The 22,486-nt window shown below is 69.3% G+C and carries 23 protein-coding genes and 1 tRNA gene; 16 read left to right on the top strand and 8 right to left on the bottom strand.

Annotation, left to right across the window (positions count from 1 at the left end):
- Positions 1-309: 309 nt before the first annotated feature.
- The 6 genes from ACFT4A_RS20735 to ACFT4A_RS20710 all read left to right on the top strand — a co-directional run bounded on the left by ACFT4A_RS20735 (position 310) and on the right by ACFT4A_RS20710 (position 5,080).
- Positions 310-381 (top strand) — tRNA-Gln (locus tag ACFT4A_RS20735).
- A gap of 124 nt (positions 382-505) precedes the next feature.
- On the top strand, positions 506-1,951 hold the full coding sequence (glmU, locus tag ACFT4A_RS20730; protein WP_382832223.1) for a bifunctional UDP-N-acetylglucosamine diphosphorylase/glucosamine-1-phosphate N-acetyltransferase GlmU: 1,446 nt from the start codon (positions 506-508) through the stop codon (positions 1,949-1,951).
- A gap of 147 nt (positions 1,952-2,098) precedes the next feature.
- A complete protein-coding gene (locus ACFT4A_RS20725; RefSeq protein ID WP_215120928.1) occupies positions 2,099-3,079 on the top strand; it encodes a ribose-phosphate diphosphokinase in 981 nt (326 codons plus the stop codon).
- 186 nt (positions 3,080-3,265) lie between these two features.
- On the top strand, positions 3,266-3,862 hold the full coding sequence (locus tag ACFT4A_RS20720) for a 50S ribosomal protein L25/general stress protein Ctc (protein WP_382832221.1): 597 nt from the start codon (positions 3,266-3,268) through the stop codon (positions 3,860-3,862).
- A 69-nt stretch (positions 3,863-3,931) separates the two neighbouring features.
- The gene (gene pth, locus ACFT4A_RS20715) at positions 3,932-4,534 is read left to right on the top strand and encodes an aminoacyl-tRNA hydrolase (protein WP_382832220.1); all 603 of its coding nucleotides are present in this window, start codon (positions 3,932-3,934) and stop codon (positions 4,532-4,534) included.
- Between the two features lie 42 nt (positions 4,535-4,576).
- Positions 4,577-5,080, top strand: a complete 504-nt coding sequence (locus ACFT4A_RS20710; RefSeq protein WP_382832333.1) for a hypothetical protein — start codon at positions 4,577-4,579, stop codon at positions 5,078-5,080.
- A 76-nt stretch (positions 5,081-5,156) separates the two neighbouring features.
- Here the strand turns inward: ACFT4A_RS20710 and ppc are convergent, their stop codons facing one another.
- Complete coding sequence (gene ppc / locus ACFT4A_RS20705) at positions 5,157-7,889, bottom strand: phosphoenolpyruvate carboxylase (RefSeq protein ID WP_382832218.1); 2,733 nt, start codon at positions 7,887-7,889, stop codon at positions 5,157-5,159.
- Positions 7,890-8,181: 292 nt separating this feature from the next.
- Between ppc and ACFT4A_RS20700 the strand changes: the two genes are divergently transcribed.
- From ACFT4A_RS20700 to ACFT4A_RS20685, 4 genes are read left to right on the top strand one after another with little or no spacing between them, the layout of a single operon-like run.
- Positions 8,182-9,201: an acyl-CoA desaturase gene (locus tag ACFT4A_RS20700; protein ID WP_382832216.1), complete on the top strand. Its 1,020-nt coding sequence runs from the start codon at positions 8,182-8,184 to the stop codon at positions 9,199-9,201.
- A complete protein-coding gene (locus ACFT4A_RS20695) occupies positions 9,198-9,875 on the top strand; it encodes a TetR/AcrR family transcriptional regulator (protein WP_382832215.1) in 678 nt (225 codons plus the stop codon). The genes ACFT4A_RS20700 and ACFT4A_RS20695 overlap by 4 nt, the downstream gene beginning before the upstream one ends.
- Before the next feature lie 41 nt (positions 9,876-9,916).
- Complete coding sequence (locus tag ACFT4A_RS20690; RefSeq protein WP_382832214.1) at positions 9,917-10,168, top strand: type II toxin-antitoxin system Phd/YefM family antitoxin; 252 nt, start codon at positions 9,917-9,919, stop codon at positions 10,166-10,168.
- On the top strand, positions 10,165-10,413 hold the full coding sequence (locus ACFT4A_RS20685) for a type II toxin-antitoxin system RelE/ParE family toxin (protein ID WP_382832212.1): 249 nt from the start codon (positions 10,165-10,167) through the stop codon (positions 10,411-10,413). Before ACFT4A_RS20690 ends, ACFT4A_RS20685 begins: the two co-directional genes overlap by 4 nt.
- A gap of 9 nt (positions 10,414-10,422) precedes the next feature.
- Here the strand turns inward: ACFT4A_RS20685 and ACFT4A_RS20680 are convergent, their stop codons facing one another.
- On the bottom strand, positions 10,423-11,241 hold the full coding sequence (locus tag ACFT4A_RS20680) for a trans-aconitate 2-methyltransferase (protein WP_382832210.1): 819 nt from the start codon (positions 11,239-11,241) through the stop codon (positions 10,423-10,425).
- A 146-nt stretch (positions 11,242-11,387) separates the two neighbouring features.
- Here ACFT4A_RS20680 and tamR point away from each other — a divergent pair, with 146 nt between their 5' ends.
- Entirely contained in the window at positions 11,388-11,885 is a 498-nt protein-coding gene (tamR, locus tag ACFT4A_RS20675; RefSeq protein ID WP_382832332.1) for a MarR family transcriptional regulator TamR, read from the top strand.
- On the opposite strand, the gene ACFT4A_RS20670 is transcribed toward tamR, so the two are convergent.
- On the bottom strand, positions 11,844-12,611 hold the full coding sequence (locus ACFT4A_RS20670; RefSeq protein WP_382832209.1) for a LuxR C-terminal-related transcriptional regulator: 768 nt from the start codon (positions 12,609-12,611) through the stop codon (positions 11,844-11,846). The two genes, tamR and ACFT4A_RS20670, sit on opposite strands and share 42 nt — an antisense overlap.
- 301 nt (positions 12,612-12,912) lie before the next feature.
- Here ACFT4A_RS20670 and ACFT4A_RS20665 point away from each other — a divergent pair, with 301 nt between their 5' ends.
- The 3 genes from ACFT4A_RS20665 to ACFT4A_RS20655 all read left to right on the top strand — a co-directional run bounded on the left by ACFT4A_RS20665 (position 12,913) and on the right by ACFT4A_RS20655 (position 15,127).
- Positions 12,913-13,371, top strand: a complete 459-nt coding sequence (locus tag ACFT4A_RS20665; protein WP_382832208.1) for a GNAT family N-acetyltransferase — start codon at positions 12,913-12,915, stop codon at positions 13,369-13,371.
- Positions 13,372-13,457: 86 nt separating this feature from the next.
- Positions 13,458-14,114: a hypothetical protein gene (locus tag ACFT4A_RS20660; protein WP_382832207.1), complete on the top strand. Its 657-nt coding sequence runs from the start codon at positions 13,458-13,460 to the stop codon at positions 14,112-14,114.
- On the top strand, positions 14,102-15,127 hold the full coding sequence (locus ACFT4A_RS20655; RefSeq protein ID WP_382832205.1) for a hypothetical protein: 1,026 nt from the start codon (positions 14,102-14,104) through the stop codon (positions 15,125-15,127). Before ACFT4A_RS20660 ends, ACFT4A_RS20655 begins: the two co-directional genes overlap by 13 nt.
- Positions 15,128-15,195: 68 nt before the next feature.
- On the opposite strand, the gene galK is transcribed toward ACFT4A_RS20655, so the two are convergent.
- The 3 genes from galK to galT all read right to left on the bottom strand — a co-directional run bounded on the left by galK (position 15,196) and on the right by galT (position 18,463).
- Complete coding sequence (gene galK / locus ACFT4A_RS20650; protein WP_382832203.1) at positions 15,196-16,362, bottom strand: galactokinase; 1,167 nt, start codon at positions 16,360-16,362, stop codon at positions 15,196-15,198.
- Positions 16,363-16,442: 80 nt separating this feature from the next.
- Positions 16,443-17,405 carry a UDP-glucose 4-epimerase GalE gene (gene galE, locus ACFT4A_RS20645; protein WP_382832202.1) on the bottom strand — a complete coding sequence of 321 codons (963 nt, stop codon included), beginning with the start codon at positions 17,403-17,405 and terminating at the stop codon, positions 16,443-16,445.
- Entirely contained in the window at positions 17,402-18,463 is a 1,062-nt protein-coding gene (gene galT / locus ACFT4A_RS20640) for a galactose-1-phosphate uridylyltransferase (RefSeq protein ID WP_382832200.1), read from the bottom strand. Before galT ends, galE begins: the two co-directional genes overlap by 4 nt.
- 164 nt (positions 18,464-18,627) lie before the next feature.
- Here galT and ACFT4A_RS20635 point away from each other — a divergent pair, with 164 nt between their 5' ends.
- Both ACFT4A_RS20635 and ACFT4A_RS20630 read left to right on the top strand, forming a co-directional pair.
- Positions 18,628-20,307: a sodium:solute symporter family protein gene (locus ACFT4A_RS20635; RefSeq protein WP_382832198.1), complete on the top strand. Its 1,680-nt coding sequence runs from the start codon at positions 18,628-18,630 to the stop codon at positions 20,305-20,307.
- A 21-nt stretch (positions 20,308-20,328) separates the two neighbouring features.
- The gene (locus ACFT4A_RS20630) at positions 20,329-20,649 is read left to right on the top strand and encodes a hypothetical protein (RefSeq protein WP_382832196.1); all 321 of its coding nucleotides are present in this window, start codon (positions 20,329-20,331) and stop codon (positions 20,647-20,649) included.
- A gap of 45 nt (positions 20,650-20,694) precedes the next feature.
- On the opposite strand, the gene ACFT4A_RS20625 is transcribed toward ACFT4A_RS20630, so the two are convergent.
- Both ACFT4A_RS20625 and ACFT4A_RS20620 read right to left on the bottom strand, forming a co-directional pair.
- Positions 20,695-21,099 (bottom strand): hypothetical protein, encoded by a 405-nt coding sequence (locus tag ACFT4A_RS20625; RefSeq protein WP_382832195.1) that lies wholly within the window; start codon positions 21,097-21,099, stop codon positions 20,695-20,697.
- An 880-nt stretch (positions 21,100-21,979) separates the two neighbouring features.
- Entirely contained in the window at positions 21,980-22,435 is a 456-nt protein-coding gene (locus ACFT4A_RS20620) for an ATP-binding protein (RefSeq protein WP_382832331.1), read from the bottom strand.
- Between the last annotated feature and the right edge of the window lie 51 nt (positions 22,436-22,486).

Below are 22,486 nucleotides of genomic sequence, written 5' to 3'. Positions count from 1 at the left end.
TAAAGGCGCCCGCCGCCGGTTTTCCGGTGAGTTTCCCGGACTGGCCTACACCACACTCCGTGACCGTTCAGACGCCATACCACCCGATATCCCTCGAACTGCTGAATCGCTCACCGTTCGACCCCGGAAGCCCTCATTCCGCCCGGACGGTCCGCGTATGGCACCACCTCGGAGGCATACCTCGGCTGCCCGATCGTCCACGTGATCAAGAGCGCCGACTTGTACCGTCGCATGGAAGGCGCCCGGTACGGCATAGTAGGAGGCGCCGCCCGGCGACCTGACGGAATGTCCGGTTCAGCTCGGGTTTATTCCCCCGTGGTGTAATTGGCAGCACTGTGGCTTTTGGTGCCATCTGTCCGGGTTCGAGTCCTGGCGGGGGAGCACACGCTCACATTCGGGCCCTGGTCGGCGACAGCCACGTCAGGGCCCGCTCTCGTGTCCCCCAGAAAACCCCCCGGTATCCTGCGGATGAAACCCCACCCCATCCACAGCCGAAGGGCATCCCGTGAGCGCCAACCGCCCGGCAGCCGTCGTCGTTCTCGCAGCGGGTGAGGGCACCCGTATGAAGTCGGCCACACCCAAGGTCCTGCACGAGCTCTGCGGTCGCAGTCTCGTCGGGCATGTGCTGGCCGCCGCGGGCGAGCTGCACCCCGAGAACCTGGTCGTCGTGGTCGGCCACGCCCGTGAGAAGGTCACCGCCCACCTCGGCGAGATCGCCCCCGCAGTCCGCACCGCCGTACAGGCGGAGCAGAACGGCACCGGGCACGCCGTACGGATGGGACTCGAAGCGCTCGGCGGCTCCGTCGACGGGACCGTTGTCGTCGTGTGCGGGGACACTCCCCTGCTCACCGGCTCGACCCTCGACGCCCTCGCCGCCACCCACTCCGCCGACGGCAACGCGGTGACCGTGCTGACCGCCGAGGTACCGGACGCGACCGGCTACGGCCGGATCGTCCGCGACGACACCGGCGCCGTGACCGCGATCGTGGAGCACAAGGACGCCACCGACGCCCAGCGGTCGATCCGTGAGATCAACTCGGGTGTGTTCGCGTTCGACGGCCACCTGCTCGCCGACGCCCTGAAGAAGGTGCGTACGGACAACAGCCAGGGCGAGGAGTACCTGACCGACGTGCTCGGGATCCTGCGCGAGGCCGGGCACCGGGTCGGGGCCTCCGTGGCCGGCGACCACCGGGAGATCGCCGGCATCAACAACCGTGTGCAGCTCTCCGAGGCCCGCCGGATCCTCAACGACCGGCTCCTGACCGAGGCCATGCTCGCCGGCGTGACCGTCGTGGACCCGGCGACGACCTGGATCGACGTCACCGTCACCTTCGAGCAGGACGCCGTCGTCCACCCGGGCACGCAGTTGCACGGCGCGACGCACCTCGGCGAGGGCGCGGAGGTCGGGCCCAACTCCCGGCTGACCGACACCCGGGTCGGGGCGGGTGCCCGCGTCGACAACACCGTGGCCGTGAGCGCGGAGGTCGGCGCCGCGGCGTCCGTGGGGCCGTACGCGTATCTGCGTCCGGGGACCCGGCTGGGTGCCAAGGGCAAGATCGGTACGTACGTCGAGACGAAGAACGCCACGATCGGGGAGGGGACGAAGGTGCCTCACCTCTCCTACGTGGGTGACGCGACGATCGGTGAGCAGTCGAACATCGGCGCCGCGAGCGTGTTCGTGAACTACGACGGCCAGGAGAAGCACCACACGAACATCGGCTCTCACTGCCGTACGGGCTCGGACAACATGTTTGTGGCGCCTGTCACGGTGGGGGACGGTGCCTACACCGCCGCCGGATCCGTGATCACGAAGGACGTGCCGCCCGGTTCGCTGGCCGTGGCCCGTGGTCAACAGCGGAATATCGAGGGTTGGGTGGCTCGCAAGCGTCCGGGGAGCGCGGCCGCGAAGGCGGCGGAGGCGGCTTCCCGGGAGTCGGCCGACGAGGGCTGACCGGAAACCGGTGCCTCAAACACGGCGTACGGTGATAAGTGCACACCCGCACCCCCACCAGTTGAGACGCCCTCTCGCGAGCCCGCTGAGAGGTCCCTCGACCCCAGATCGAAACCCCAGCTGCGACACCTCTGAGGAGACAGTGCTGTGACCGGGATCAAGACGACCGGCGAGAAGAAGTTGATGTTCTTCTCCGGCCGCGCCCACCCCGAGCTTGCCGAGGAGGTCGCCCACCAGCTGGGTGTCGGGGTTGTCCCGACGAAGGCCTTCGACTTCGCCAACGGTGAGATCTATGTGCGTTACCAGGAGTCGGCGCGTGGCGCCGACTGCTTCCTGATCCAGAGCCACACGGCTCCGATCAACAAGTGGATCATGGAGCAGTTGATCATGATCGACGCGCTGAAGCGCGCGTCGGCCCGGTCCATCACGGTCATCGTGCCGTTCTACGGTTACGCGCGGCAGGACAAGAAGCACCGCGGACGTGAACCGATCTCGGCACGTCTGATCGCGGACATGATGAAGACGGCGGGCGCTGACCGCATCCTCACCGTCGATCTGCACACGGACCAGATCCAGGGCTTCTTCGACGGTCCGGTGGACCACCTGTTCGCGCTGCCGCTGCTGGCGGACTACGTGGGCCGGAAGGTGGACCGGGAGAAGCTGACGGTCGTCTCCCCGGACGCGGGCCGGGTGCGGGTCGCCGACCGCTGGTGCGACCGGCTGGGCGCGCCGCTGGCGATCGTGCACAAGCGTCGGGACAAGGACGTCGCGAACCAGGTCACCGTCCACGAGGTCGTGGGTGAGGTGAAGGGTCGCGTGTGTGTCCTGGTGGACGACATGATCGACACCGGTGGGACGATCTGTGCCGCTGCCGACGCGCTGTTCGCGCACGGTGCGGAGGACGTGATCGTGACGGCGACGCACGGTGTGCTGTCGGGTCCGGCGGCCGACCGTCTGAAGAACTCCCGGGTGAGCGAGTTCGTGTTCACGAACACCCTGCCGACGCCGGGTGAGCTCAGCGGGGACCTGGACAAGATCTCGGTGCTGTCGATCGCGCCGACGATCGCGAGCGCGGTGCGTGAGGTGTTCGAGGACGGTTCGGTGACGAGCCTGTTCGACGAGCAGTGAGGGCTCTTCCGGAGTCCTGGTAGATCGTTTTGGGTGCGGCCTCCCTGGCCGAGTAGACTGCTGCAGTTGCTCGGCGAGGGAGGCCGTTTCCCGTTGTGGGATCGGTGGTCCGTTATCGACGCGCTCTTCGTAGCAGGCCGTTCGTGGCCGGGTGACCACGTCCGTACCTGACTTCGAGGAGTGATTATGTCCGAGGTGAAGATCTCCGCCGCGACGCGCACCGAGTTCGGCAAGGGTGCCGCGCGCCGTATCCGTCGTGAAGACAAGGTTCCGGGTGTCCTGTACGGGCACGGTTCGGACCCGCTGCACGTGACCCTGCCGGGCCACGACCTGCTGATGGCGCTGCGTACGCCGAACGTCCTGATCGCGCTGGACATCGACGGCAAGACCAAGGAACTGGCGATTCCGAAGGCCGTGCAGCGTGACCCGCTGAAGGGCTTCCTGGAGCACGTCGACCTGCTGCTGGTCAAGCGTGGCGAGCAGGTCAACGTCGACATCTACGTCCACACCGAGGGCGAGCTGGCCCCGGGTGGCTTCCTGCTCGAGCACGTGCTGAACGCGCTGCCGGTCGAGGCCGAGGCCACGCACATCCCCGAGTCCGTGACGGTCTCCATCGAGGGTCTGTCCGCCGGTGACTCCATCCTCGCCAAGGACATCACGCTGCCGAAGGGCACGACGCTGGCCGTCGAGGAGGACACCGTCGTCCTGCAGGTCCTGGCCGCGCAGGCCGAGGAGGCCCCGGAGGGTGAAGAGGCCGAGGGCGAAGAGTCCGCCGAGGCCTGATCCTCTTCGTCGTCGTTTCGTCGGCCGCTGTTCCCGTGCGGAGCAGCGGCCGACGCGTATGAAGGAGACATGGACGTGACGACCGATGCCGCCGCTCCCTGGCTGATCGTGGGGCTGGGCAATCCGGGGCCGGAGTACGCGGGGAACCGGCACAACGTGGGTTTCATGGTGGCCGATCTGCTGGCGGACCGCATCGGGGGGAGGTTCAAGCGGGCGGGGAAGGCGCAGGCGCAGGTGATCGAGGGGCGGATCGGGCCGCCCGGGCCGGCGAACCGCCGGGTGATTCTGGCGAAGCCGATGTCGTACATGAATCTGTCGGGCGGGCCGGTGAACGCGCTGCGGGACTTCTACAAGGTGCCGGTCGCCCATGTGGTGGCGATTCATGATGAGTTGGACATCGATTACGGGACGTTGCGGCTGAAGCTGGGCGGCGGGGACAACGGCCACAACGGGCTGAAGTCGATGACGAAGGCGTTCTCGGCGGACTATCACCGGGTGCGGTTCGGGATCGGGCGGCCGCCGGGGCGGATGCCGGTGGCGGACTTCGTGCTGAAGGACTTCTCGTCGGCGGAGCGCAAGGAGCTGGACTACTTCGTGGACCGTGCGTCGGACGCCGTGGAGTGTCTGGTGATCGAGGGGCTGGAGCGGGCGCAGAGTACGTACAACTCCTGACTTGTCACCCCGGGGAGTTGACCCGTCGTGCGGGTATGGCCAATGATCCCGGCCATGCCCCCCACTGCCACCGCTTCTCGCCAGAGCTCTCATGCCGTGCTGCGGCTCGGTCGGTTCGCGGCGATGGGTACGGTCGCCGCGCTGATCCTGATCGCGGGTGTGTGGGCGTCATGGGGTACGGCGCAGCATGTGATGCTGACGAAGGGCCGGGAGCGCGGCACGGTCGATGTGACGCGGTGCGGGCCGGAGCTGTGCACGGGTTCGTTCACGCCGTTGTCGGAGGGTGCGCAGCCGCGGGCGAAGGTGGAGCTGGAGAAGTCGGTCGCTGTGGAGCGGGGCCGGACCTACACGGTGGTCCTGAAGCCCGGCAGTGACCACGCGGTCCGTTCGGGCCCGGCGGGGATTCTGTACGCGTGGATTCCGCTGGGCGGTGCGCTGTTGCTGGCGTCGGTCGTGGTGGCGGGCGGGCTGCTGCGGACGCGGGTGGCGTGGGTGCTGGCGCTGTCGGGGTTCGGGCTGCTGACGGCGGCGTTCTTCGCCGTGTGAGGTCTGTCAGGCATACGAGAGGTGCCCCCGGGTTCGTACGGATACGAACCCGGGGGCACCTTCGTCGTGTTGTGGCTCAGCCGGTGTTGCGCAGGCCGGCTGCCACGCCGTTGACGGTGAGGAGCAGGGCGCGGGAGAGCAGCGGGTCGGGCTGTTCGGCGGCGCCGACCGCGTCGCGCTGCCGCTTGAGCAGGGCGACCTGGAGGTAGGAGATCGGGTCGAGGTAGGCGTCGCGGATGGCGAAGGTCTGCTTGAGGACGGGCGCGGCGTCGAGGAGTTCCTCTTCGCCGGTCACGCGCAGCACCTCGCGCACGGTCAGTTCGTGCTCGGCCTTGATGGCGTCGAAGACGTGCTTGAGCTCGTCGGGGACGAGGGTGTCGACGTAGTGCTGGGCGATCCGCAGGTCGGTCTTGGCCAGGGTCATCTCGACGTTGGAGATGAAGTTGCGGAAGAAGTGCCACTGGCCGTGCATCTCGTCCAGGACCGTGTCCAGGCCCGCCTCGCGCAGCGCCTTCAGACCGGAGCCGACACCGAACCAGCCGGGCACGATCTGCCGTGACTGGGTCCAGCCGAACACCCACGGGATGGCCCGCAGCCCGTCGAGGCCGGCGCCGGTGTCCGGGCGGCGTGAGGGGCGGGAGCCGAGGTGGAGGTCGGCGAGCTGGTCGACCGGGGTGGAGGCGAAGAAGTACGCCGGGAGGTCGGGGTCCTCGACGAGCCTGCGGTAGGCGCCCTCGGCGGCCTCGGAGACGACGTCCATCGCGGCGTCCCAGCGGGCCAGGGCCTCGTCCGACTGGCGGGGGGCGGTGTGCAGGGCGGATGCCTGCAGGGTGGCCGCGACGCTCAGTTCGAGGTTCTCCCTGGCCAGGGCCGGGATGAGGTACTTGTCGGAGATGACCTCGCCCTGCTCGGTCACCTTGATCTCGCCCTCCAGGGTGCCCCAGGGCTGGGCGAGGATGGCGTCGTGGGTGGGGCCGCCGCCGCGGCCGACGGTGCCGCCGCGGCCGTGAAAGAGCCGGAGCCGGACGCCGTAGCGGTGGGCGACGTCGCGCAGGCGCCGCTGGGCGCGGTGGATCTCCCACTGGCTGGTGGTGATGCCGCCGAACTTGGAGGAGTCGGAGTAGCCGAGCATGACCTCCTGGACGTCGCCCCGCAGCGCCACGAGCCTGCGGTACGACGGGTCGGAGAGCATGTCCTCCAGGATCGTGTCCGCGGCCTTGAGCTCGTCCGTCGTCTCCAGCAGCGGCACGATGCCGATCTTCGCCCAGCCTGCGTGCAGGTCGATGAGTCCGGCCTCGCGGGCGAGGACGGCGGCGGCGAAGACGTCGTCGGCGCCCTGGCACATGGAGATGATGTACGACTCGATGACCTCGGGTCCGAAGACCTCCAGGGCCTTCTTCACGGTCTGGAAGACGCCGAGGGTCTTCTCGCCGGGCGCGTCCACGGGCGCCGGGGTGGGCGCGAGGGGGCGGCGGGAGCGCAGTTCCTTGGCGAGCAGCCGGGCGCGGTAGTCGCGGGGCATGTCCGCGTACCGCCAGGACTCCTCGCCGAGCCGGTCGAAGAGCTGGCCGAGGGCGTGGTGGTGGGCGTCCGCGTGTTCGCGTACGTCCATGGTGGCGAGCTGGAGGCCGAAGGCGGCCAGGGTGCGGATGGTGCGGGCGAGGCGGCCGTCGGCGAAGAGGCCGCCGCGGTGCTCGCGCAGGGAGCTCTGGATGATCCGCAGGTCGTCGAGGAGCTGGCTGGTGCCGAGGTAGTCGCGGCCCGGGACGTGGGCGGTGCCCTTGGCGAGGCGCTTCTTGGTGTTCTCCAGCTTCTGCCGGATGCAGGTGGCCTTGAGCCGGTAGGGCTCCTCGGCGTTGAGGCGCTTGTAGCGGGGGCTGATCTCGGGAAGGTTGTCCAGGTCGGTCTGGAGGGAGGTCAGCAGTTCCTCGGTGGCGCCGGCGTAGCGGATGGAGTTGGACAGGAAGCCGCGCAGCTCGTCGATCGTCTCGAGGGCGTCGTTGATGCCGTGCTCATGCTGGAGGATGAGGACGTCCCAGGTCACCTGGGGGGTGACGTTGGGGTTGCCGTCGCGGTCGCCGCCGATCCAGGTGCCGAAGGTGAGCGGGCGGGTGTCGTCGGGGAGCTTGACCCCGGCGCGCTCCAGCTCGGCGGTGAGGTCCTCCAGGACGTCGCCGACGGCGTTGGCGTGCAGTTCGTCCAGGTAGTAGATGGCGTTGCGGGCCTCGTCGGCGGGCTCGGGGCGGACGACGCGCAGTTCGTCGGTCTGCCAGACGAGGTCGATGTTCTCGGCCAGCCGGATGTCGAGGCGGCGGCGGTCGGACTCGATGACGGGGGTGTCGAGGAGTGCGGCGACGCGCCGGAGCTTGTTCAGGACCGACCGGCGCGCTGCCTCGGTCGGGTGGGCCGTGAACACGGGACGAATATTGAGGTTCCGAACCGTCTCGCGCAGGTGTTCGGGATCGGCGTCCTTGAGCCGGTCGGCCGTACGGGCGAGCAGTCCGCCCTCGGCGGCGCGCCGGGCGCGCAGCTCGCGGCCGCGGTGGACCTGCTCGGTCACATTGGCCAGGTGGAAATAGGTGGAGAAGGCGCGGACCAGCTTGGCCGCGGTCTCCAGTTCCGTGCCGCGTAGCAGCTCGGCGGCGGCCTCGCCGTCCTCACGGGTGAGGCGGCGGACCTTCTCGACGAGGTCCAGGAGCTCGGGGCCCTCCTGCCGGACAAGGGTCTCTCCGAGGAGGTCACCCAGTCGGCGGATGTCGGCACGCAGCTCACTGCTCGTCGTCGTGGTCTGGTCGTCGGCACTGCTCACAGGTGCGGCTCCTTGCAGTGTTGAAGCTCGTCTGGGAGGGGAACCCGGACGGCGTCTCGCGCGGCGTGCGCCGCATACGGGACGGACATCCGGGAAGAAATCAGAGCGGACCGCGCTGTCCGACCGACTCCAGGATAGGTGTCGGCGGGGACGCGCAGGCTCTCGGGCTCTTGCCGCCGGGCGGCGCACTGCCATACTTACGATGCCGTAGGTTACGGAACCGTAGGAAGTCCTGCGGGGTTCCCGTGCCCCGGCACCCCTTCTCCCTCCTCATACCCCCCAGGGGACGCGTATGACCAGTAGTTCCGACGTGATCGAGGACGCCCACGAGGCACCCGGTCAGGACACCGACGCCGCAGCCCCCTCCGCCACGCTGGGCGGCGAGCAGAAGCGGTCCATCGAGCAGATCGCTCTCCTCCTCTTCATCGCCGTTCCGTTCCTCGCGCTGCTGGCGGCCGTGCCGCTGGCGTGGGGCCGGGGCGTGAGCTGGCTGGACCTCGGTCTGCTGGTCTTCTTCTACTACCTGGGGTGCCACGGCATCACGATCGGCTTCCACCGCCACTTCACGCACGGTTCCTTCAAGGCCAAGCGGCCCTTGAAGATCGCGCTGGCCATCGCGGGCTCGATGGCGGTCGAGGGTCCTCTGGTCCGCTGGGTGGCCGATCACCGCAAGCACCACAAGTTCTCCGACGCGGAGGGTGACCCGCACTCGCCGTGGCGTTTCGGCGAGACCGTCCCGGACCTGATGAAGGGCCTCTGGTGGGCGCACATCGGATGGCTGTTCGATGAAGAGCAGACGTCGCAGGAGAAGTACGCCCCGGACCTGATCAAGGACAAGACGCTCCGCGCGATCTCCCGCCAGTTCATCCTGTGGACGGCCCTGTCGCTGGCGCTCCCGCCGCTGATCGGCGGCCTGGTCACGATGTCCTGGTGGGGCGCCTTCACGGCGTTCTTCTGGGGTTCGCTCGTCCGGGTGGCCCTGCTGCACCACGTGACGTGGTCGATCAACTCGATCTGCCACGCGGTCGGCAAGCGCCCCTTCAAGTCGCGCGACCGGTCGGGCAACGTGTGGTGGCTGGCCGTGCTGTCCTGCGGCGAGTCCTGGCACAACCTGCACCACGCCGACCCCACCTCGGCACGGCACGGGGTGATGCGCGGCCAGCTGGATTCCTCCGCGCGGCTGATCCGCTGGTTCGAGATGGCCGGCTGGGCGTACGACGTGCGCTGGCCGTCACGCTCGCGTATCGATTCGCGCCGTAACGACGGGGAAGGCGGCTCCCGGCGCGGGAAGGAGCCCGTCGAGGCGGCATGATGGTCGCTGTGGCGACCGACTCGAGCAGCACCCCCAGCAATGACAAGCCGCGGCGAGCGCGTCGCACGCGGATGACCGGTGCCGAGCGCCGCCAACAACTGCTGGAGATCGGTCGCACGCTCTTCGCGGCGAAGGGGTTCGAGGGCACTTCGGTGGAGGAGATCGCGGCGAAGGCCGGGGTCTCCAAGCCGGTGGTGTACGAGCACTTCGGCGGCAAGGAGGGGCTGTACGCGGTGGTCGTGGACCGCGAGATGCGGTGCCTGCTGGACATGGTGACGAGTTCCCTCACGGCCGGTCACCCTCGCGAACTCTGCGAACAGGCGGCCTTCGCCCTCCTCGACTACATCGAGGAGTACACGGACGGCTTCCGCATCCTGGTCCGGGACTCCCCCATCCCCCAGTCGACGGGCTCCTTCGCCTCCCTGATCTCGGACATCGCCACCCAGGTCGAGGACATCCTCGGCAAGGAGTTCAAGAGCCGCGGCTTCGACCCCAAGCTGGCCCCGCTGTACGCCCAGGCCCTGGTCGGCATGGTCGCCCTGACCGGCCAGTGGTGGCTGGACGTCCGCAAGCCGAAGAAGGCCGAGGTGGCCGCCCACCTGGTGAACCTGGCCTGGCACGGCCTGGACGGGCTGGAGCCGAAGCCGCATTTGATAGGGCGCCGCAAAAGCTGACACAGGCGCCCACAACATTAACCTTGTGTCATCATGCGAGCATGACTGAGATCACGATCAGCTCCGCCCGTTCCCAGCTCGGCGACCTGGTCCGGCGCGCGGCCCACAGCCGCGAGACCATCGCCATCACCGACCACGGCCATGTGGCCGCGCTGCTCGTGTCTCCCCAGGTGATAGAGGATCTCGAGGACGCTCTCGCCGTCGCCGACTACCAGCGGCGCAAGGCGGAGGGGACGCTCGGCGAAGGCATCCCGCACGAAGAGGTCGGTCGCATGCTGGGGCTGCGTCCGTGACCTACCGCATCATCTGGGAGCCGAACGCCACGAACGCGGCCGTACGCTTCCTCAAGGACGACCCGACCGGCCTTGCCGCCGTCTACGAGGCCGTCGACGCACTCGCCGAAACTCCACGCCCCTCCGCCTCCACCCCCTACGGCTGGGACTTCCGCCGACTCCGCGTCGGCGACTACCGCGTGCTCTACGCCATCGACGACGACGCGATCCACATCCTCGTCATCCACCTCGGCCGCACCACCTGAACCACCACCTCACCCCCGTTTCCGGGCCACCGCGAAAACCCGGCGGAACGGAAACGGGGTGCCGTGGGGCCCCGCCGGATAGGCCTCACCCAGGGCGGCCCGGTACTCGGTGACGAAGCCCTCCCGCGCCCCGGGGTCGTCGGCGAGGGCGGTCAGCACGGGCCGCAGGCCGGTCCCCTTCACCCAGTCGAGCACCGGATCCTCGCCCTGGAGCAGATGGATGTACGTCGTCTCCCAGACGTCGGCGGCGCAGCCGAGGGCGGTGAGGTGCTCCTGGTAGGCCTCGGGTGGGAGCACGGCGTCGGCATGCCGCAGGGTGTCGGCGAGCCGGTCACGCCAGCGCGGGGAGCCGGCGATTTCGCGCATGAGCCGGTGGCTGGGGGCGTCGAAGTTCCCGGGCACCTGGAAGGCGAACGTGCCGGACGGTTTCAGCCCGGCCACCCAGTCGGCGAACCGCTCGACATGCCCCGGCACCCACTGCAGCGTCGCGTTGCTGACGATCAGGTCGTACGGCTCGGCCGGCGCCCAGGTGCGCACATCGGCGTGCGCGAAGTCGAGGCGCCCCCCGCCCTCGGTGGGGCCCTGGTGATCGACGTGGGCCTTGTCGAGCATCTCGGGCGAGTTGTCGTAGCCGGTGATCCGGGCGGTGGGCCAGCGATCGGCGAGGAACCGCGTGACGTTGCCGGGGCCGCAGCCGAGGTCGGCGATACGGGGTGCGCCGCCGGGCGGCTCGGGGACACGGGCGAGGAGATCGGCGAAGGGTCGGGCGCGGTGGCCGGCGTGACGGAGGTACTGGGCGGGGTCCCAGGTGGGGACGGCAGCGGGCATGAACTCCTCCGGATGTCCTGGTGGGTGACTGGTGGGTGACCGTCGGGACGCGGGATGCACACCCACCGTGGCAGCTTAAATATCTCGACGTCAAGAAAATGGACGTCAAGAGACTCTACGTCGACACAACCACTACACTGATCGCCATGGAGGACGAGGTCGACCGGCTGGTCGCAGCATGGCGCCGGGAGCGCCCGGACCTCGACGTGGAACCGCTCGAGGTGCTCAGCCGTGTGAGCAGACTGGCCCGGCATCTGGACCGGGCGCGTCGGCTGGCCTTCTCGGAGCATGGCCTGGAGCCGTGGGAGTTCGACGTCCTGACGGCCCTGCGCCGCGCGGGCACGCCGTATCAGCTCTCGCCGGGGCAGCTCCTCACGCAGACCCTGGTCACCTCGGGCACGATGACGAACCGCATCGACCGCCTGGCGAAGAAGGACCTGGTGGAACGCCTCCCCGACCCCAGCGACCGCCGAGGCGTCCTGGTCCGGCTGACGGACGAGGGCAGGGACCGCGCGGACCAGGCCCTGGCGGGACTCCTGGACCAGGAGCGCGCGATCCTCGCGGAGCTCTCCCGGGCCCAGCGCGGCGACCTGGCGGGGCTGCTACGCCAGCTGACCGCCCCGTTCGACAACATCCCCGGCTAGGTCGGCGGGCCCGACCCCGGCCCGCCGGGCCAGGGCGACGGCGGCGAGCGTGGAATGCACGCCCAGCTTGCCCAGCACGTTCTGCATATGGGTCCGCACGGTGTGCGGCGACAGATACAGCCGCTCGGCGACGGCCTTCCGGCCCAGCCCGGCGACCATGCACCGCAGCACTTCCCGCTCCCTCGGCGTCAGCGACTCGACCAGCCGCTCGCTCTCGGTGCGGTGCTTGCGGGCGGCGGTGAGCTCCCGCAGTACGCCGGTCAGCAGGGCGGGCGGCAGATGGGTCTCGTCGCGCAGCACCCCTCGGATGACGGTCAGCAGCCGGGACAGCGAGCAGTCCTTGGCCACCCACCCGGAGGCACCCGCCTGCAGAGCCAGGGCGGCCCGCCGCGGGTCGTCCTTCTCGGCGAGCACCACGATCCGTACGTTCGGCTGCGCGGACCGCACGCCCGTGACGAGGGAGATGCCGTCGACGAGCCCGTCCTCGTTGCTCTCCTGCACCGGCACGGCCGGCCGTATGCCCGGCACCATGCCGCCCAGATCGGCGTCCACGAGCAGCACGTCGAAGCGCCGCCCCTCGGCGACCGCCCGCTCCAGGCTGCGCAGCGCGGCGGGACCGCTGCCGGCGGCGGAGACGTCGACATCGGGCTCGGCGGCCAGGGCCGCGGCGAGTGACTCGGCGAAGATGCGATGGTCGTCGACGACCAGGACTCGGATGCGAACCACGTAACCCCCTTCCCCAGGCTCCTGAGAGCAGGGGATTCCCCATCGTCGGAACACGACACCGCACGGGTACGACGCCGGAGTGCCCGGCCGCTGCGTCCGTTCGTCCGTCTCGCAGCAGCCCGACCGGGTCGCCGCAGCCGCACGGCCGCCGCCGTGCAGACACCGCTACCCCCACCCCGGGCGTCGTACCCGGCTGTCTCGCCCCCTGATCTGCACCGGCCCCCACCGGTGCTGTTCATCAGGGTACGGCCGGGGGCCGGGAGCGGAAGGTTATTTGCAGAACTGACTGTCCAGCACGTTTATGGTGTGCCGCATGTTCCGTCTTGAGACAGAAGTCGACAAGGCCCGACGTGATCTGCTCCGCACACGCCTGCGGGAAGCGAACACAAACGCCTCCCCGATCCTGCGGGCCCTGCGCGGAACCCCGGACGAAAGGGACGTCCCGTTGCACGTGTGGGCTGTGAACGACTCGGACGACGCCCTGGCCGGCGGCCTCGTCGGCTACACCTGGGCGACCTGGCTCCACGTCAACTACCTCTGGGTCGACGAACGCCACCGCGGCACGGGCCTCGGCACCGCCCTGCTCCGAGAGGCGGAACGCATCGCCTCCCAGGACCGCGGCTGCGTCTCCTCCCGCCTGGAGACCTGGGACTTCCAGGCCCCGCGGTTCTACGAGAAGCAGGGGTACGAGGTGGTGTGCGTGATCCCGGACTATCCGCCGGGGATCACGGAGTACTCGCTGACGAAGAGGCTGGGCTGACGACCTGGTTGCCGTCGCTGTTCGGCCCCTCGATAGCGTGGGTTCGCTTGAATTGTCCCCCCACTTCGACATCAACGGGAGCACCAGTGAACCGCCCCGCTCGGCTCGTGACGGCCGCGCTCACCGCATCCGCGGCCTTGCTGCTGACCGCCTGTGGCTCGGGGGGAGGTGACGAGTCGTCGTCCGACAAGATCGCGGGAGCGGACTCGGCTGAGAAGTCGTCTGCTTCGCCGTCGGTGTCCGCGTCGGCGGATGGGATCGATCGGCCGGAGATCAAGCTGCCCTCGGACATGAAGCTGGATTTTGAGGGGCGGCAGACCGGGGATGCCACGAAGGACGCGATTCTGGCGGACAACGAGCGGGCCGTCAGCACCGTATGGCAGGCCGTGGCCTACGGCGATCTGAAGAAGTCGGGCATGGGCTCCTACTACACGGATTCCGCGCTGACGGGCGTCTACAACTACGCGAAGAACAACAACGCCAACAAGACCAGCTGGGCCGGCTCCCTGCGCTACTTCGACCGCCGAGTGACGGTCTTCGACAAGACGTCGGCAGCCGTGACGTACTGCGTGGACGAGAGCAAAGCAAACGTCAAGAACCTCAAGACGAACAAGGTGAAGGTGACCGAGACCTCTCCCGACAGCTACGTCTACTACAACACCGGCATCAGGAAGGACGAAAAGGGCGTCTGGCAGATCTGGCAGCTCCACGAGGACCGCGGTTCCGAGAGGTGCCAGCCGTGACGCGGTGCTCGGCGCTCGCGGCCCTGACCGCCGCGGCGCTCTTCTGCGGGGTGAGCACAGCTGTCGCTGGAGGGATCGGTGACAACGGAATCCAGACCTCGGAGACTTCCGGTGATGCCTCGGAAAGGCTGCTGGAGTCGCACGTCAGCTTCGATGTGAAGGGCAAAGCCCCGTCGAAGGGCAGCGGTCCGGTCGCTTCCACCGCCGTGGACTGGGAGCCGCCGCCCTGCTGGTACGAGCCGTACTGGAAGGCCGAGAACTTCAAGAAGGTCCGCGAGGCCCAGTGGTCGATGTCCGAGTCCGTCGGCGGCGATCCCAAGGACCACGCGGATGAGAAGGCGCGCTACAAGGGCGGCCACCCCTACAAGGACTTCAACGTCGACAAGAACGACGAGGGCATGTGGTGGATAGCCGTCACCAACCCGAAGATGAAGGATGACCCCGGCGCCAACGACTGCAGGCGCAAGCCCTTCTGGGTGGACAACGGCGAGACCCCCGACGTCCCGCAAGCCATCGACACCGAGACCCTCGCCGGGCTCGCGCATCAGCGGACCGTCGTGCCTCCGACCAAGGTCTCCCTGGCCCCGAACGGCAAGTCGACGGTGAACGCCCCGACCTGGATCTGGCTGGACAAGGGCGCCTTCAAGCCGGTCTCGGTCACGGCGAGTCTGCCCGGTACCGGGCTGTGGGCGACCACGACCGCCAAGCCGGTGAGTCTGCACATCGATCCGGGGACGGAGGACGCGGAGAGTCTGCCGGCGTCCGGCGAGTGCGGGATCAACGACGACGGTTCGATCGGCGAGCCGTACGCCAGGGGCAAGGCGGAGCTGACGCCGCCGTGCGGGGTGCGGTATCTGCGTTCGTCGGCGGGCGACTCCTACGCCCTGGAGGCGACACTCACCTGGGAGATCTCCTGGGAAGGCTCGGGCGGCACGGGCGGTGACCTGCCCAACGGCACGTTCGCCACGACCACCCAGGTGCCGGTCCAGGAGTACCAGGCCGTCAACCGCTGAAGTCCCGGAAGAACGACTTGGGCGCCCTTCCTCTCCGAGGTGAGGGCGCCCGAGCTGCGTCAGGGAGGTCAGCGCACCCGCCGCGCTCCCGCCGACGGGACCGCCTCGAAGACGCGCGGTGTCGTGAAGCCCGCCGCCGCGAAGGCTTCTGTCACCGCCTTGGTGATGGCGTCGACGTCCGTCTCCTCCGCGAGGACGATCGCCGAGCCGCCGAAGCCGCCGCCGGTCATGCGGGCGCCCAGGGCGCCGGAGGCGAGGGACGTGTCGACGACCAGGTCGAGTTCGGGGCAGGAGATGCGGAAGTCGTCGCGGAGGGAGGCGTGGCCCTCGATCAGGATCGGGGCGATCGCTCGGGTGTCGTCGCCCGACTCGAGAAGTGACACCACCCGTTCGACGCGCTCGTTCTCCGTGACGATGTGGCGGACCAGTCGGCGGACCTCCTCCTCGTCGCCGAGGCGGGACAGCGCCGCGTCCAGGTCGTCGTAGGGGACGTCCCGGAGCGCGTTCACGCCGAGCAGCGCCGCGCCCTTCTCGCAGCCCGCGCGGCGCTTGCCGTACTCGCCCTCGCTGTGGGAGTGCTTGACCTGCGTGTCGACCACGAGGAGGCGCAGGCCCTCGGCCGCCAGGTCGAAGGGGATCTGCTTCTGGGAGAGGTCGCGGGTGTCGAGGAAGAGCGCGTGGCCGGCCTCGCAGCAGGCGGACGCCGTCTGGTCCATGATGCCGACCGGGGCACCGACGTAGACGTTCTCCGCGCGCTGGCACAGGCGGGCCAGTTGCCAGCCGCGCAGGCCGAGCGAGAAGAGGTCGTTCAGGGCCAGGGCCACCACCACCTCCAGCGCCGCCGAGGAGGAGAGGCCCGCGCCCGACGGGACCGTCGAGGAGAGGTGGATGTCCGCGCCCGTGACCGCGTGTCCGGCCTCGCGCAGGGCCCAGACCACGCCCGCCGGGTACGCCGTCCAGCTCTTGTCCGACTCCGGGGACAGGTCGTCCAGACGGAGTTCGGCAACCCCGCCCTCGACGTCCGCCGAGTGCAGGCGCAGGACGCCGTCCTCGCGGCGTGACACCGCCGCCACCGCGATGTGCGGCAGGGCGAACGGCATGACGAAGCCGTCGTTGTAGTCGGTGTGCTCGCCGATGAGGTTGACGCGGCCCGGTGCCGCCCATACCCCGTGCGGCTCCGCGCCGTACAGCTCGCCGAACCGTGCGGCCACCGTCTCCGCCACAGCCTCGTTCATGCCTGACCCCTGACCCTTCCGTGCCTTTGGTCCTGCTGGACCTGCTGGACCTGCTGGACCTGCTGGACCTGCTGGACCTGCTAGTTGCCGCGCCGCTGCGCGAAGTCCCACGCGTCCGCGACGATTCCAACGAGGTCCGCGCGGGACGGGTTCCAGCCCAGCTTCTCGCGGGCCGTGGCGGCCGAGGCCACCAGGACCGCCGGGTCGCCGCCCCGGCGGGGGGCGACCACTTCGGGGATCGGGTGGCCGGTCACGCTGCGGACCGTCTCGATGACCTCGCGGACCGAGAAGCCGTTGCCGTTGCCGAGGTTGCAGATGAGGTGCTCGCCGGAGGTGGCGGCCCGCAACGCCAGCAGGTGGGCCTCGGCCAGGTCCGCCACGTGGATGTAGTCGCGCACGCAGGTGCCGTCCGGCGTCGGGTAGTCCTCGCCGAAGACGGAGATCGCCTCGCGCCTGCCCTGCGCGACCTGGAGGACCAGCGGGATCAGGTGGGACTCGGGGTCGTGGCGCTCGCCGTGCTCGCCGTAGGCGCCCGCCACGTTGAAGTAGCGCAGCGAGACCGCGCCCAGGCCGTGTGCCGCCGCCTCGCCGGTGATCATGTGGTCGACCGCGAGCTTCGTGGCGCCGTACGGGTTGGTCGGGGACGTGGGCGCCGACTCGACGATCGGGACCTGCTGCGGCTCGCCGTACGTCGCCGCCGTGGAGGAGAAGACGAGCCTGGCCACGCCCGCCTCGCGCATCGCGGCCAGCAGCGCCATGGTGCCGGCGACGTTGTTGTCCCAGTACTTCTCCGGCTTCGCGACCGACTCGCCGACCTGCGAGAACGCGGCGAAGTGCAGAACGCCGTCGTACGAGGAATCCAGCCATTTGGCGGCATCGCGGATGTCGCCCTCGATGAAGGTCGCGCCCGCCGGGACGCCTTCACGGAAGCCCGTGGAGAGGTTGTCCAGGACGACGACCTCGTGGCCCGCCTCCAGCAGGTGCTGGGCGACGACGCCGCCGACGTAGCCCGCACCGCCTGTCACCAGGTACTTCCCGCTCATGAACTCGCTACCTCTCGCAGTCGCTCGGCCGCGCGCTCCGGCGGCACGTCGTTGATGAACACGTTCATGCCGGACTCGGAACCCGCGAGGAACTTCAGCTTGCCGGAAGTGCGGCGGATGGTGAAAAGCTCGAGGTGCAGCGCGAAGTCCTCACGCACGACCCCGTCGAACTCCTCCAGCGCGCCGAACGGTGCCTGGTGCCAGGCCGCGATGTACGGCGTCGGAGGCTCGCCCTCACCGAAGATCCGGTCGAAGCGCCTCAAGAGTTCCAGATAAATCTTGGGAAACTCTGTGCGCGCGTCCTCGTCCAGGCCGAGCAGGTCGGGCACCCGGCGCTTGGGGTAGAGGTGCACCTCGTACGGCCAGTGCGCCGCATGGGGCACGAATGCCACCCAGTGTTCACCCTCCAGGATGACCCGCTCGTCGGCGAGTTCCCGCTCCAGGACGGCGTCGAAGAGGTTCTCCCCGCCGGTCATCTCCTTGTGGGTCGCGACGGAGCGGAGCATCAGGGCGGTGCGCGGGGTGGTGAAGGGGTAGGCGTAGATCTGCCCGTGCGGGTGCTGGAGGGTCACGCCGATCTCGGCACCGCGGTTCTCGAAGCAGAAGACCTGTTCGACGGAGGGGAGATGGGACAGCTCCGACGTACGGTCCGTCCACGCCTCCAGCACCAGGCCCGCCTGCTCCTCGGTGAGGCCGGCGAAGGAGACGTCGTGGTCGGAGGTGAAGCAGACGACCTCGCAGCGGCCCGAGTCCCCGGCCAGCGAGGGGAAACGGTTCTCGAACACGACGACGTCGTACGACGAGTCCGGGATCTCGCTCAGCCGCTCGCCCTCGGAGGGGCACAGGGGGCATTCGTCGGCCGGCGGGTGGTAGGTGCGGCCCTGGCGGTGCGAGGCGATGGCGACGGAGTCGCCGAGCAGGGGGTCGCGGCGGATCTCGGACGTCGTGACGGTGCGGTCCAGGGGGCGGCGGTCGGCCGCGTCGCGCACGCTGTCGTCCCGCAGGTCGTAGTAGATGAGCTCGCGACCGTCGGCCAGCCGGGTCGAGGTCTTCTTCACGCCGGACTCCTCATCCTTCAAACATAACCCAACATATAAAAACATCACTCCCCCCACCCGTCAACATCACAATCAAACAAAGCCCATCAACGGACGTGTTCAATGACTGAACGCGGAGGCGTAGATTCCGCGGCGTATCGGTTCGCGCAACGAAGCGAGGGCTCATGCAGACCCCCACATATCTGTCAGCCGAGCTGCGACTCCCCACGAACTGGCTCGACTACTCGCTCCTCGGCATCTACTTCGTCGTAGTCCTCGGCATCGGCTTCGCCGCCCGCCGCTCGGTGAAGACGAGTCTCGACTTCTTCCTCTCCGGCCGTTCCCTGCCCGCCTGGGTCACCGGTCTGGCCTTCATCGCCGCCAACCTGGGCGCCACCGAGATCCTGGGCATGGCCGCCAACAGCGCGCAGTACGGCGTCTACACCACGCACTGGTACTGGATAGGCGCCATCCCGGCCATGGTCTTCCTGGGCCTGGTGATGATGCCCTTCTACTACGGCTCCAAGGTCCGCTCGGTCCCCGAGTTCCTGCTGCTGCGCTTCGACAAGGGGGCGCATCTGCTGAGCTCGATCCTGTTCGCCTTCGCCGCGATCCTCATCGCCGGCGTCAACCTCTACGCCCTGGCCATCGTCGTCGAGGCGCTGCTGGGCTGGCCGGAGTGGGTGGCGATCGTCGTCGCCGGCTTCTTCGTCCTCGCGTACATCACGCTCGGCGGCCTGTCCTCGGCGATCTACAACGAGGTCCTGCAGTTCTTCGTCATCCTCGCCGCGCTCATCCCGATCGCGGTCCTCGGCCTGAAGAAGGTGGGCGGCTGGGACGGCCTGTCCGACTCCCTCACCGCCTCCCGCGGCGCCGACTTCATGACGTCCTGGGGCGGTACGGGCATCGGCAGCGACAACCCGCTGGGGGCGAACTGGCTGACGATCGTCCTGGGCCTCGGCTTCGTCCTCTCCTTCGGCTACTGGACGACGAACTTCGCCGAGGTGCAGCGCGCCCTGTCCGCCAAGAACCTCTCGGCGGCCCAGCGCACCCCCCTCATCGCCGCGTTCCCGAAGATCTTCATCGTGTTCCTGGTGATGATCCCGGGTCTGGTCGCCGCCGTCCTGGTCCCCAAGATCGGCACCTCCGGCTCGGACCTCCAGTACAACGACGCGATCCCGTACCTCATGGCCCAACTGCTGCCGAACGGCGTGCTGGGCATCGCCGTCACCGGCCTCCTCGCGGCGTTCATGGCGGGCATGGCGGCGAACGTGTCGTCGTTCAACACGGTGTTCACGACGGACATCTGGGCGAAGTACGTCGTACGGGGCCGCGAGGACGAGTACTACGTGCGCTTCGGCCGGCTCATCACCGCGATCGGTGTCTTCGCCTCCATCGGCACGGCGTTCCTGGCGCGGTCCTTCTCGAACATCATGGCCTACCTCCAGACGCTGTTCTCCTTCTTCAACGTGCCGATGTTCGTCGTCTTCATCATCGGCATGTTCTGGAAGCGCGCCTCGATGAAGTCGGGCTTCTGGGGGCTGCTCGTGGGCACCACCGCCGCGATGATCAACTACTTCGTCCTCTACAAGCAGGACATCGTCGACATCCCCACCGACCAGGGCGCCAACTTCGTCTCGGCGATCGCCGGGTTCGTCGCGGGCGCGATCGTCATGGTGGCGGTGTCGCTCTTCACCGCGCCGAAACCGGCCGAGGACCTCCAGGGGCTGGTCTACGGCACGACCTCGCCCGGCATGACCGAGCCCCCGGCACCGGGGGACGAGGCCTGGTACCGCAAGCCGGCGCTGCTCGGCTGGGGCGCGATCGTCCTGGCCGCGGCCTGCTACATCCCGTTCTCGTTCTGACCGAGGGAGGATTGAAGAGGTATGTCTGAGTACTCCGACAAGGACGTGCAGCGGGAAGTCACCGAGTTGCAGGGCAAGTCGGCGACGGCCGCGCGGCTGTTCGACATCCGGCGCATCATCGGTGGGCTGTTCGTGGTGTACGGCGTGATCGTGACGATCGCGGGGTTCACGGCGTCCGATGCCGACATCGACAAGGCGGAGGGGGTCAACATCAACCTGTGGACCGGGCTCGGCATGCTGCTGCTCGGACTGTTCTTCCTGGCGTGGCTGAAGCTGAGGCCGGCGGCTCCGCCGCCGGGGGTTGAGCCGGGGGCGGAGGGTGAGGCTGAAGCCAGGGAGTGACGGCGGGGGCCTGCGGCTGTACCGCTTTGGACCGCGCCGACTTCCTCACGCGGCTACGGAACTGATCAGCGCTCCGAGGATCACCGGGGCGTCGCGCCTTCGCGTGGCGATGAGGACCTCCTGGTCACCGTCGCGGCACTCGATGACCACGCCGTTGTACTTGTATGCGGCGGGCCAGGCGTCTGGATCCTCTCCGAGCCGCCAGCCCCGTACGCGCTCCACGGTGAGCGTCTCCGGCAGGGTCGCGCGGGCGACGCGGCCGGCAGGGTCGGGGGTCGCGGCGGGCGGTCCGTCGCCCAGCACCAGGAGGCCGTAGCCGGGGCGGCTGTACGGCACGTCGCCGTGGACGGTGGCGCTCACCGTCAGCCGCGCGGCCGGGACGGCGGGCAGGATGTCGCTGGTGTCGTCCGCCCTGCGGACGCGCCGCCACACCAGCCACATGCTGAACACGCCGATCGCGACGGCCGGGGGGGGTACCGCATGCGGCGACCAGGAGGACGTCGGTCACCCCGTCTCCGGCGGCGCTCGCGAAGAAGGCCACGGTGCCTTCCACAACGCCGGCCACCCACAGCGCGCCAGGCCCCAGAGTGTGCCGTCCCCTCGGGGCGGTCGGGTACCGGTAGCGGTACCACCATGCGGTCCACACCAGGAGCAGCCCCACGGGCAGAACGCCCAGGCCGATACCGAGCGGCATTCGCCAGTCGCCACGCGGGGACGCGTGGGTCTGCTGGGTGAGGCCGTCGAAGGTCACGGCGCGAACCTCGCCGCGCCAGTACTCGAGAAGCACCGGGTCGCCGGGGCGCACGGACTCGTAGACCGCCTCGCTGCCGTAGCTGCCGAAGTCATCCATCCGCAGCCGTCGCTCGATGCCCGAGGCGCGTTCGGCGACGTGCAGCCAGCGCCGGGTGCTCTTGCCGCGGCGCTCGTCGACCCTGGCCTCGACGGTGGCCGGTACGGAGGTCAGGCGGGCGGCGTCGTACGCGCGCTCCTCGGCCTGGCGGACGGGCACGGTGGCGAACATCCAGACGGAGACAAGCAGCACGATCAGGCCGAGGCCGACGGGCAGCGCCGTCTGCCAGCCACGGGGCGTTCTCGGCAACGTTCCTCCCTCGGTCGGGTGGCCGGTCGGTGAGGCGAAGGTACGGCCCCACAGGCGCGCACATCAGATCCCGGCGTGGCAGCCCCACACCCCCACTCGTTGCCGGACCCCGGCAACGCCCCACCGGCACATGACCGGAGGGGCGCGGCGTCAGGCGATGAGGGTGAAGGGTCAAGCCGAAGCGAGGGAGTGAGGCGGAGGTATGCGTCTGTCCTGCGGTGGTGGCGAGGGTCAGGCGTTGCGGCTGGACACGCCGATGAAGACCTCGGCCCAGACGGTCAGGCCGCCACCGCTCTGCCAGGTGCCCCAGCGGGCGGCGAGGGCGTCGGTGATCAGCAGGCCGCGGCCTCGTTCCTGATCCGGGTTCGGTGGAAGGTGCGGCGGCGTGGGGACGGGGGCCGCACGGTAGCCGCCCTGGTCGGTCACGCTGATCGTGATCGTCTCGGCGGCGAGGGCCCAGGCGACGGTGATCGTGTTGCCGTCGCCGTGCTCCAGGGCGTTCGCGACGAGTTCGCCGGTGATGGACTCCAGGTCGTCCGCCGCGCCCTGGGGCAGGCCCCACGACCGCGCCGTGTCTCGCATGTGGCGCCGGGCGGCGGGCGCGGAGGCGAAGTCGCGGCCGGGGAGGGTGAGCAGGCCGTGGGCCCGGAGTCGGGGCGAACGGTACGTCAGTACGTCGTGAGCCACCTCCGAGGGCGCTGGGACCGTCAGCACTCCACTGGCCAGGCCGGGCGCATC

The organism is Streptomyces sp. NPDC057099, assembly GCF_042671245.1.
Lineage (GTDB): Bacteria > Actinomycetota > Actinomycetes > Streptomycetales > Streptomycetaceae > Streptomyces > Streptomyces purpurascens.
Note: the sequence above shows the minus strand (reverse complement) of the source record. Positions and strands in the feature narration are given on the sequence as shown.